This is a genomic window from Algoriphagus chordae (assembly GCF_003254055.1).
GTDB lineage: Bacteria > Bacteroidota > Bacteroidia > Cytophagales > Cyclobacteriaceae > Algoriphagus > Algoriphagus chordae.
In genome coordinates this window covers 47,720-60,564 of the sequence record NZ_QKZT01000011.1, presented here as the reverse complement: position 1 = coordinate 60,564, position 12,845 = coordinate 47,720, and the positions used below count along the sequence as shown (strand labels likewise).

At 40.8% G+C, this 12,845-nt stretch carries 5 protein-coding genes; all 5 read right to left on the bottom strand.

Features of this window, described 5'->3' with window-relative positions; genetic code table 11:
• Position 1: 1 nt before the first annotated feature.
• Positions 2 to 3,061: a SusC/RagA family TonB-linked outer membrane protein gene (locus LV85_RS13080; RefSeq protein ID WP_111320129.1), complete on the bottom strand. Its 3,060-nt coding sequence runs from the start codon at positions 3,059 to 3,061 to the stop codon at positions 2 to 4.
• Positions 3,062 to 3,518: 457 nt separating this feature from the next.
• Entirely contained in the window at positions 3,519 to 4,925 is a 1,407-nt protein-coding gene (gene ltrA / locus LV85_RS13075) for a group II intron reverse transcriptase/maturase (protein ID WP_211318413.1), read from the bottom strand.
• Positions 4,926 to 6,026: 1,101 nt separating this feature from the next.
• Positions 6,027 to 7,619 (bottom strand): SusD/RagB family nutrient-binding outer membrane lipoprotein, encoded by a 1,593-nt coding sequence (locus LV85_RS13060; protein ID WP_170125620.1) that lies wholly within the window; start codon positions 7,617 to 7,619, stop codon positions 6,027 to 6,029.
• 30 nt (positions 7,620 to 7,649) lie between these two features.
• Positions 7,650 to 10,967, bottom strand: coding sequence for a SusC/RagA family TonB-linked outer membrane protein (locus LV85_RS13055; protein WP_111320123.1), 3,318 nt, complete (start codon positions 10,965 to 10,967; stop codon positions 7,650 to 7,652).
• A gap of 793 nt (positions 10,968 to 11,760) precedes the next feature.
• The gene (gene gap / locus LV85_RS13050) at positions 11,761 to 12,765 is read right to left on the bottom strand and encodes a type I glyceraldehyde-3-phosphate dehydrogenase (RefSeq protein ID WP_111320121.1); all 1,005 of its coding nucleotides are present in this window, start codon (positions 12,763 to 12,765) and stop codon (positions 11,761 to 11,763) included.
• Positions 12,766 to 12,845: the final 80 nt, after the last annotated feature.

Below are 12,845 nucleotides of genomic sequence, written 5' to 3'. Positions count from 1 at the left end.
ATTAATTCAATTTGAAATTAAGGTTAAACCCAAAAGATCTAGTGCTAGGAAGGTTGCCACCTTCAATACCTGTGTAGCTGATGTTAGAACCAAAACTAGCTTCAGGATCGATGTTTTTAGCTTTACGCATCAAAAACCCTAGGTTTCTACCTACTAGTGATGCACTTAATCCTCTCAAGACTGGAACATTCCCAAACCATTTATCAGGAAAAGTATAACCTAAGGTCAACTGTCTAAGCTTAATAAAATCACCGTCAACCACACTTGTGCTCGTTATATTTTGAGCTAGCGCTTTATAATACTCTTCAGCTGGTGCAGTCACGCCTCCGTTGGTAATGCCACTTTCTCTACCTTCAAGAGTTACCTGGTTTAGACCTCTGAAGGTAGAGTAGAACTCAGTTGCAGAAAGCACCTTGTTACCATAGTTGTAATCTATCAAGAATGAGAAAGAAATCCCTTTATAATTGAATTCGTTATTCCATCCACCATAAAGTGTCGGTAGCACAGTACCCATATTGATCAATTCTCCTCTTACAGGCAAACCTGCAGCATCTACTTCGATAGAACCATCTTCATTGTATGAATAGTCATAAGCTCTGATCTGAGGTCCTGCTTCTCCTACCACATAGGCAGTCACGGCATTTCCTAGCGTAGCTCTGTTCTGTCCGAGGTTGACAGGATTATTATTGTTGTCTGTGCTAAGAACCTGATTTTTTACTTTTGACAGGTTGAATGAAGTATTCCAGGTGAAGTTTGCTGTCTGTACAGGAGTACCAGTCACCAATACTTCCAATCCCTTGTTACTAGTAGAACCTGTTGCAACAACAGCACTATTGAATCCTGAAGTGATGCTATAATTAGCATTCATGATTTCATTGTGTGTTTCTTTTTGATAATAAGCAATATCAAAACCTAATCGGTTGTTGAAGAAACTAAGATCCAATCCAAACTCCACTTCACTTGTGGTGAATGGCTTAAGATTCAAATTCGGCAATGAAGTAGGGGAAGATCCAGCTGGCACCCCATTGTAGGAATTTGCTGAAGTATAGTAGAATGTAGTTTGATATGCATCAAAAGGCTCTCCACTAGTCACGGCATAAGATGCTCTCAATTTACCAAAATCAAGTGCAGGCACATCGATCAACTGATCAAATACAAACGCGGCAGCAACAGATGGTGAGAAAATGCTATTGTTGTCCGTAGGCAAAGTACTGTACACATCGTATCTACCAGTAGTCGTCAAGGTCAAAATATTATTATACCCTAAGCCAACAGAATAGTATGCAGACTGAACTTCACGCTCATTATAGCTATATGATCTAGAAAAGGTCTCAACGTTGAATGGTGAATACAAGTAAGGAAGTACAAAACGGCTTCCGCCTACTCCTACAGATTCATACTTGTTATTTCTCATGTTTGCCCCTGCGATGACATCAAGGTTGAGCTTCTCTGTTAGATCAAAATTACCTCCTAAAATGCCATCAATGTTGAATTCTGATCTTTGTGATTGACCACGACCATTTAGATTTCCTTGTAGATCAGCAGAATAAGCCAATCCTGTTGGATCCACACTAAAGAAGTCATCATTAGATGCATCATTACCTAATCTAGCCAATGCATAAATATTCTTTGTGAAGTTATATTTTGTTGAAATAGCTGTAATAGTACGTTTTCTTCCCAAATCATTAATCCCTTGATTCACGATAAAATAAGGATTAGTTACGTAGATATCATCACTAAAAACAGTCTCAGCACCCGTCGCCTCATTATATCCAGGAGCAAAAATGCTTTGGCTAATATTCGGAGCTAATAACAAGAAATTATTAGGGTTCTTAGGGCCATCACTTAGGTTTGGAATGTTAGTTGATTTCTGATCAATGTAATTGACCATCGCAGTTACCGTAAACTTATCGGTGATATTCTGCTCTACATTTAAGTTAAGAGTCAAACGATCTACACTACTATTTGGAACGATAGACTTTGAATCCAAATTGGAAACTGACATTCTGAAAGACCCATCAGCTCCCAATCCTTTGGAAATAGAAACCGTATTAGTAAAGTTTGATCCAGTTCTATAGAAATCAATGTAACGATCATTAGTAGGTGAATACGCATATTGATTACCATCATAACCAATAACCTGACTACCGTCCATTTTAGACCCCCAAGCTAATCTACCTGTTGATTGTGCATCTGCGGCTGTCGTTGGTTTCATTCCTCCAGTACCTTGGCCATATTCATCTTGGAAATCCGTGAAATCCATAGCATTGTCTGCCATATAGTTCATGGTGTAATTCAAAGACCAATCACCGCCCTTAGCTCCTTTTTTGGTAGTGATCAAAATCACACCATTCGAAGCTCTAGAACCATAAAGTGCTGATGCCGCCTGACCTTTCAATACGGTCATGGATTCAATATCATCTGGACTTAGGTTACCGATACCGTCTCCGCTATCTGCACCACCCCATTGACCTGCAGATCCTCTTTGGGTATTATCCATAGGAATACCATTGATCACATATAAAGGAGAACCAGTACCACTGATACTTGGCAGACCTCTTAGTGTAATTTTGGAAGTACCTCCTGGACCACTATTCGTCCCTTTTACTACCAAACCGGCAACTCTACCAGCTAAAGAATTAGCAACGTTAGTTTCTCGAGCAGCAGTTAATGCTTCACCACCCACCTGAGTCACAGAGTACCCCAGGGTCTCTTTTTCTTTACTAATCCCCAGTGCAGTCACGACAACTTCACTAAGTTCACTTGCGTCTTCTACTAAAGAGACATTTAATTCACTCTGATTCCCTACAGCAATCTCTTGGGAAGCATAGCCAATAAATGAAAACACCAAAACTGAATTTGGACTTACTGAAAGCGAATACTCTCCATCTACATTGGTGGTAGTTCCCGCTTTTGTGCTCTTGTCAAGGATAGTGACGCCAGGCATAGGTAAACCATCTGCCTTCACTACTCCAGTCAAGACTCTACTCTGACCTTGTGCTAATTGCACTGCGCATAGCATAAATCCCAGAGCAAAAGCAATTGATAAAATTTTTCTCATAGCTGGTAATTTATAGTGTGAAATAATTAATAGTAAAATCCCATTTGGCCTATTTGCTATATTTCTTGGATAACGAATAAACCGAAAGCATGCTCATCACATGATCCAGTTTTATCAATTGTCCTCAGGAATATAAAACACTGCAAATTACACCATAACAAAATTCACCCGAGTAAAGCTAGAAAATTCAATATCCATTCAAAACAATTCAGAGATATTTTCACGCAAAGCCTATATAATTAAGCTATTTTTTTAAAAAAGACCATACGAATAACCGATTCTTTTAATAAAAAAAGACTATTCATAAACATTAAATTAGGCTCTACGCCCTATTAAAAATAAAGTCCTGAGAACTAAGGAAAACTACAAAAAAGATCAATTGAGTAGGAAGATAGGGATTAGTTCCCTATCTGTCCTCTCACACCACCGTACGTACCGTTCGGTATACGGCGATTCCTTAAGTTTTGAGCCTGACCTTTTGGTAGTAGTTCCCAAAGAATACATACCCTGCCCTTCGTAGGTTTTCGTTAGTGATCGTGGTTTGAAGGATAGCACTTTTAGCGATATGCCAATAGCCTTTCCTTGTATTGGCCCACTCCCAAGCCTTGGATTTTGATATCCCAAGCCTGGTTAAATTGCGGAGTTTGGTTTTCGTTCGTTTCCATTGTTTCCAGATCACCATTCTGATCCTCCGCCTGTACCACTTGTCAATCTCCCTTAGCAGGTTCTGCATGTCTGCCAGCCTGAAGTAATTCACCCAGCCAGTAATGTACTGTCTCATGCTCTCCTTTCTGCGTTCATTGCTCCATCCGTTGCTTCGGGATGTCAGCTCTTTGATCTTGGCTTTCATCTTCGACGCACTTTTCGGATGTACACGCAGGCGACCTTCTCCTTTTACTTTATAAAACGAGTAGCCTAGGAATTTTACTTGGCGGATCGGCACTACCTGACTTTTGTCCCTGTTCACTCTCAGGAACAGTTTATCCTCTATAAAGCGGATAATTGATCTCATCACCCGAGCTGAACCCCGTTTGCTCTTGCAAAAGATGACTAGGTCATCTGCATACCGCACAAACTTGTGTCCCCGACCCTCCAGTTCCTTGTCCAATTCATCGAGCAGGATATTGCTCAATAGCGGACTCAGAGGACCTCCTTGAGGAACTCCCCGCTCGCTGGATTCAACAATCCCTCCAACCTGCACCCCAGCATTCAGATACTTGTGGATCAGCGATACCACTCGACCGTCTTTGATGGTGTGGAAGATTACTTCTATCAGCTTGCTATGGTTTACTTTGTCGAAAAACTTTTCCAAGTCCAGATCAACTGCGTAACTATAACCCCCTGTGATGTAGTCTTTGCATTTCTGCAATGCTTGGTGGGCATTCCGTCTAGGTCTGAACCCATAGCTGTGCTCGCTAAATTGGGGCTCATAGATCGGTGTGAGTACTTGGGATATCGCTTGCTGGATCACCCTATCCACTACCGTGGGGATCCCCAGCTGCCGTTTTTGCCCATTGTCCTTGGGTATTTCTACCCGACGAACGGGGTTGGGGCGATACTTCCCCGCCAATATCGACGCTGTCAGTTCATCCTTGTGGACGACAAGGTAATCCTTCAGGGATTCGACTTCCATCTTGTCAACACCTCCAGCCCCCTTGTTCCGCTTAACCTGTAGAAAAGCTGCATTCAGGTTCGCAGGTGATAGGATAAATTCCAACAGTCCATATCCTACTTGGTCATTCTCCGTGAGGTTATTTTCAGTTATCCTCATGAACGTCTGCCCTCCCACATAGCCTTCGGATTCCGTCCTATTCTTCTGCGGCCAGGTCTTTTCTTCAAAGATTTTCTGCAGGTTCCTTTTCACTCGGTAACATTCATTTACTTCTCACTCCTTAAAGTTCAACCCTTCCCCAATCGAGTCGTCACTGGGTACTATGGTATCGGCTGACTCCTCATAGTTAGCTTTACTCCGTGTATCATACTCCGTTTCAACACGTCCATGAGGCCTCCCGCGGTAAGACAACTCACTTTCACTCCATGTCCCCGCCTCATTTACATCCCGATGTCCGTGTAATCTTTGGACTTTGACTTGTTTGGCAGTCTCATCCCATCGGTTATGCCTGATAAGGTTCGTGTTCCTCGGGGCAGAGTTTTGCCGCCGGCTTCCTTCAGATTCCACCTCACGGTGGACACCCTTGCCTTTAGCTAGTGGTTGGCGATTACAAACCCCCACAGTGGACTTTCACCACCTAGTAAGTTGCCATGCACGGCACAATCGGGTAGGAGAAACGGGATTAGTTCCCGTTTCGACCTCCCACACCACCGTACGTACCGTTCGGTATACGGCGGTTCCTTGCTTTTGCACCTTGAAAGGCGTGTTTGGCGTTGTTTTCAGTTATCCTCCTATGGAATCACTCTTATCTATCCTTCGGATTCCGTCCTATTCTTTTGATAAGGAGCCTCGTTGCCGAGCATCTGATCCTCTTCTTTCGGTAACATACATTTACTGCCTAGCTGCAAGGTTCGAGCCTTCCCAAACCAACCCGTGATCCGGTACTTTGCCCTCTGCTGACTTCTCATGGCTAGCTTTACACCGTATGCCAGATAAGAAATCCGACACACGTCCATGAGACCTCCCCAGGTAAGAACAATAACTTTCTTCTCGTATACCCGCTACATCTACCATGTTGTCTCCGAGCAGTATAGGACTTTGGTTTGTTGGGCAACCTCATCCAGACAACTTTGGCCTTATATGTAGTTTCTGTTCGTCAGGCCGAGAATTTGCCGCTGGCTTCCTTCAGATTCCACCTCACGATGGACACCCTTGCCTTAAGCTAACACTTCCAACTGCCAAGGCGTGTTCGGGACTTACACCCTATAGCTATTGCCCATGCTGGGCGCACCCAAAAAAAGCCTCTCGAAAAAATCGAGAGGCTTTTATCAATTATTGAAACCCATACTATTCCTAATTCACATCCCAAAATATTTTGTTAGTCAAATTATCTTCCGGCTGAACTACTGAGTAATTCTCCATATTATAAGACTGCTCTGATCCTGGATACATCCAACGTGAAGGAGGAAGACTTTGCTGGTTTGAGTTATCAACCCAGAATTCAAAGTCTATTTTATCCAACCTTCTGATTTCATTCCAGCTTTCGTTCGACTGAACAACGTTGAAGTGTAACCACTTTTGCTCAGCTATCAAGGTCAGTTTCTCATCCATTCCAGAAGCGGCATCCCAAGAGATTGCATCCATCCCCAAGTATTCAGAGATAGACCCATCGGTAGGATCCAATGGAGTTGGAGATTCAGCATTATTTGAGATACTTCTCAAATACTGATAGTAACCTATAGATTGCTTGATAGACTCCTCATAATGCGATTTTGCCATAGCATCTTGTCCTTCTCTCAAGTAATATTCAGCAGCATACAAATGAACCTCAGTTGCTGTCATAAGTACACCAGGGAAGTACTGGTTTCTACTCAAAGTAGAGCGATTGTAAATACTCAAAGTCTGAGTTAACAATAATTCAGTCTGATCCGATGGATTCATCAAAGGATCCAAGCCCAAATATTCTTCAACTACCTCTTCTGGATTTGGATTTTTCTCAAAGACAAAAGTCAATCGTGGATCCTTGTTATCTACCATGTGATCCAAAATTTTCTTACCTGCAATGTTTCCATCCCAATCTTCCAAACCAGATTGAAAACCTGTAGCTGACATCAAAGTACCCAAGGAGTAAATCTGAAAGAGGATATTACGATCATTGGTATCTACTACTGGGTAACTTCCAGAGTTAGACAGAATAGAACCAATCTCCGTTTTTGCTCTAGCACTGAATTCACTAGTACCTGCTACTCGGGTAAGCATTCTCAACCTTAAGGAATTAATATATCTTAACCAAAGGTCAATATCCCCGCGGTTAACTAGGTCTTGAGTCTTGAATTCTACCTCAGTCGCAGGATTAATTGCTATCTGCCCCATTTCATCTGCGAAACCAGCCAATTCATCCAGCATAGTCGTGTAGATATCTTCCGCTTTATCATATGCAGGATAAGAATTCTGGTAGTCACCACCATTAATACTTAGCATTCCTGCTTGACTCCATGGAATATCGCCATAGAAATCTACAATTTGCTGGGTCTGGTCATAGAAATAGGTAGCCGCTGCGATCATAAACACACGGTTATCAAGCTTCTTTTCTTCTGATAGCCCATCATGAACCTTTTGGATTTCACGATACTGCGCCAAAAAGTTGTAATATGTATTCCATTTAGCCCCTACAGCTGCCGATCCTGGCACATATTGGTTCTCAACATTTACCCAACCCGTCGCCTGAGTATACGGATTAGAGGTAATTCTTCTAACCACAAAATAGTTTGTGTAATCAGGAAGTACAAATCCCCGGTTTGCCATCATCATCCCCGTAAACTGCTTTCCAACTGTAGTCTCAGCGAGCTTGGAAGGATCAGTATAATTTTCTTCAAAGTCTGACGTGGTACAGCTCATTGAGAAGCCTGTCAGCACTGTATATATAATTAGTCTTTTAATATTCATGTCAATTGTATTTTAGTAATAAACCAACTATTAGAATCTAGCACTTAACTTCACACCCCATGTTCTAGTAGCCGGGTTAGTACCCGCACTAGTCAAGGTTTGCTCCCATCTAGATCCTCCAGTTAATACTTCAGGATCAAGATCCTTAATATTTCTATAGAGGAAAAACAAGTTTCTACCATATACAGAAAGATTCACATTAGAAGCTCCAATTTTGGAAGTGATATGATTCGGGATATTGTAAGCCAAAGACAACTCTCTCAATTTGACGTAATCGTTATCCTGGATAAACAATTCGTATCTAGACTGGCTGTACTGAGGTCCACCCCAGTTATAGGTATTCCAATAATAATACGACTGAGAAATCACGTTGGTATTAGTAGAACCATCAGCTACTACGCCATCCATTACCATTCCATCATGATAAACTGTTTCACCATTTGGTCCTTGAGCAGTTGTATGATCCACCTGTATACCCTGACCATCAGCATTTTGGTAATAAGCCAAACCTCCGCTAGCCTCATCCATATAATTCAAACTGGCCTCAGTCAGACCACGGCTAATCATCCAGTTGATACCAGTAGGCATTACAGAACCACCGATCTGGAAATCCAATACCGCTTCTAAAGAGAAATTCTTATAGTATAACTGATTAATAATACCACCTACTGCATCTGGCATTGCATTTCCTACCTGAACCCAGTTGTTCGGATCAATCTTGTAAAGACCATTTTCCTGTACAATTTGATTTCCATTAGCATCAGTCTCAACTGGGTGAGCATAGAAATCCCCCATTGGTCTACCTACAACAGACCTAAGTTGAGCTGCATTGCCATCGTAGTCTGCATGAAGTAACTCAGTAGCATTGTTAGCCAATTTCTCAACTTTGTTAACATTCTTCGCATAATTGACAATAACATTCCATCCGAAATTAGGAGTAGCTATGATATCACCAGTCAACTGAACTTCGACACCTGTATTTCTAAGTGTACCGATGTTTGTAAGAACTGACGAAGCACCAGCAGAATTAGGTAGCGTAAGTGGAAGAATCTGCTCTCTAATCTGCGCATTGTAATAAGAGATATCTATACCAAATCTATTATTGAAGAACCTAGTATCCAATCCAAATTCAAATTCATGCTTTTGCTCCGGCTTTATACCATCATTACCAAATGCTGAAGGCAAAGTGGTATAAAGCACATTATTACCACCTGGTTGCTGAACACCTAGAGAATTTTGGCTATAAGCAATATTTGCAGCGTAAATATCTGGGTAGTTACCTACTATACCCCAAGAACCTCTCAACTTAGAGAATGTGATAAACTCAGGCAATTGGAATGCCTCTGAAAGTGCAAAGGCTGTATTAACAGAAGGATATACAAATGCATTATTATCAGGATTCATGGTAGAGATTCTATCTCTACGAATGGTTCCTTCTACAAACCAAATCCCTTTGTAATCAAAATTTGCTGTTCCGATTAAAGCATCAATTGTTCTAAATTCACGACTCGAGTTGTTGCTTGGAATATTTGCGGAAGCAACTACATCAAATAAATTCTCAGTACTTAAACCTCCATTGGTGCCTCTGCTTATACTGGTGATGCTTTCCTGTCTAGCTGTATATCCTGCCATTAAGCCAAAAGAAATTTCGTCAGTAATTGCTTTGTTGTAATTAAGCATCACATCACCGTAGAGTATATTAAATGTCTCGGATTGCATTCCAAATGAACCAGAAGGGCCAAATGCCAATGGTCTTTCAGTTGAATTTTTATTTTCAGAATATCTATCTGTAAAATCAGTAGAGACACGAGCTCTAATATTAAGATCTTGGGTAATCATAAACGTGTTAGTCAAACTACCGATTACACGATTACTTTTTTCAGATGCTTGATTCTCATTTACTCTCCAAGCATAATCAGCTATAGCAGACAAAAAGCCACTACCTGTAATGTTCTCATCTGGAGTCAAACTCTGACCTGTACCAGTTACAAAGCGATAACCTCTACTCGTCTTATAATTATCAAGATACCACTCACCGTTATCAAAACGAGTCATCATACCACCAAAGTTATTGATCATTCGATCAATAGAGTAAGGGCGATTTGCAGTATTCTGATTGATAAAATTAATCATCAAATCAGTTTTCAGTCTTTTACTTACCTGATAGCTTGTATTTAGATTTACAATATTCTTAGAGTTCTTGGAATTCAAACTCAAAGCCTCATTGTCCTGACGTGTCAGGGAAAGTCGGAAGTTAGATTTCTCTGTAGCGTTAGAGATAGATACGTTTACCTGAGAACTGATAGGTTTGTTAAAAAGCGCGGCGTAGTTGTCTTCCTGCGCAACATAAGGTCTAGTAACCCCGTCCCAAGCTAACATAGGCTGACCATCAAAGGCAGGGCCAAAGTTTGTAGTGGTATTTGGAACAATTCTCTCTCCTGCATCATTATATAAAAATCCGTCCGCAGATTGCTTCAAATCCTGAACATGCGAAGGCATTCCTGGACCTCTTACATTTTGATATCTTGGAAGGTATGCGATCTCATCAATAGAGACATTCGTATTGAAATCTACTTGCATGCCGTCTTTGCCAGCAGTACCTTTTTTAGTAGTGATCAACACTACACCATTTACAGCTTCTGAACCATAAAGTGCTGCCGCAGACGCTCCTTTCAAGATAGAGAGACTTTCAACATCTGCAGGGTTGATATCTAATAGTCCATTACCTCTCAAACGCTGATCTCCCCAATAGTTATTATTGGTTACTTCTTCATTTCGGATGGGCACACCATCCAATACAATTAGTGGCTGACTTTTACCTTTAATAGAGTTAATACCACGAATCTGGATATTAACAGGCGAAGTAGCTCCACCAGCACCTGATGATATTCTCACACCAGCTGCCTTACCATATAATGCAGAACCTAGGTTAGGTGTAGCAGTCTTTACCAGTTCATCGGCCTTAATAGTACTTGTAGCATAACCCAAAGCCTTTTCAGATTTTTCCATACCAAATGCTGTTACAACAAATTCAGATAGTTCACTGGCATCCTGCCTTAGGACAATATTAACTTCCGTTTGGTTTCCTACAGTTATTTCCTGAGTTGCAAACCCAATAAAAGAGAAAATCACTATTGAACTTGATCCTACAGAAATAGAATACTCACCATCTACATTAGTAGTGGTACCGGTTTGGTTTGTCTTATCTAAGACCGTGACCCCAGGCATAGGGAGACCGTCCTCTGAAGACGTTACTACCCCTTTCAATATTCGCTGCTGTGCTTGTGCTGAGACCGAAAGGCCCAACATCATAACCAGGGCGAAAGCAATTGATAAAATTTTTTTCATAGCTGGTAATTTGAGTTTAACAATAATAAAATCTTAATGCCCTGCACCATCCTTCGATTTTCGAGATGAATTGCTGGTAGAGTTTGTTCCATGTTAGTTTGATTTGGGGTTTCTTGTAAAATTTTAATCAAAACAGTTAAGCCATTTTCGCAAATGTCAATGCCCAATATGTTAAGATGTCATAAATCTATAAAAAACAAGTTTCTATCAAAACATATAAATGTATTTTTTTTACAAAACAGAAGATATTAATGTATTTTTTTCGATAAGTAAAAGATTCTATAGCTCATTTTTACCAATTGATCCCATTTGCTCAATAGATTTTGAATATGTATCCATTTGCCACGAGAAATTTACCAGAACCTCAGGTCCAAGTTTAGATTTTTAGCTACTAATTTAGTTGATACCCTGTGACAACTAAGCACTTCCCATATACCTAAGATATACGCTTAGACAACTCTATTATATATATCCGATTTTCGAGTACCTAAGAATTAAACTAAAAGGATAACATACGGACTCTTGTATAAGTCTGCTTCGATAAGAAAAAGCCAGGGGATGACAGGCACTCACATCATAGGGCAAGTACAGAATACCTATAGTCAATCAATGTAAAGGACAAAAGCTATCATTAATTGTCAAAAAATCCTCTCCCACCCGAATGGCATTGAGTATTTGACTAAACCAGTATCACCTTCCAGTTCTAGAATCAGTTCAGCCAAAATAGTTACTAATGCAAAAAGGTCGCTCACTTTACGTGAACGACCTTTATTATGATCTGTACTTTTAGTACTTATTTGCTAGCAATGAAGCTTACCAAGTCGATTACCTTATTAGAGTAGCCCCACTCGTTGTCATACCAAGAAACTACTTTCAAGAATTTGTCAGAAAGCTGAATACCTGCACCAGCATCGAAGATAGAAGTTCTAGGATCTCCAACGAAATCATTAGAAACAACTTGATCTTCAGTATAACCAAGAACACCTTTCATAGTAGTCTCAGAAACTTCTTTCATTTTAGCACAAACCTCAGCGTAAGTAGCAGGGTTTTTCAATCTAACTGTCAAATCGACAACAGATACATCAGGAGTAGGAACTCTAAATGCCATACCAGTCAATTTACCGTTAAGCTCAGGAATTACTTTACCTACCGCTTTAGCAGCACCCGTAGAAGAAGGGATGATGTTTTGACCTGCGCCACGTCCACCTCTCCAGTCCTTCGCAGAAGGTCCGTCAACAGTTTTTTGAGTTGCAGTAGTCGCATGCACTGTAGTCATCAAGCCTTCCTCGATTCCCCAGTTGTCATTCAATACTTTGGCGATTGGAGCCAAACAGTTTGTAGTACAAGAAGCGTTTGATACGAATACCATGTCAGAAGTATAAGAATCTTCGTTCACGCCCATTACGAACATCGGCGTATCATCTTTAGATGGCGCAGACATTACTACTTTCTTAGCACCTGCATCGATATGACCTTGTGCAGTTTCTTTAGTCAAGAAAATACCAGTTGATTCGATTACATAATCAGCTCCTACTTCACCCCACTTAAGGTTAGCTGGGCTTTTCTCAGCAGTAACACGAATGCTGTTTCCATTGACTACCAAATGGCCGTCTTTCACCTCTACAGTTCCTTTGAAGTTACCGTGAGTAGAGTCATACTTAAGCATATATGCCATGTAGTCCACGTCGATCAAATCATTGATCGCTACTACTTGGATATCTTCTCTTTCTTGTGCAACTCTGAACGCCAAGCGTCCGATTCTTCCGAATCCGTTTATTCCAACTTTAATCTTGCTCATATTTATTTTGATTTGAGTATAGGTTTGATTCCTAAATTCCCCTTGGAGGGTATGCCCTTTTGGCGAAAAATCCCTGAGGG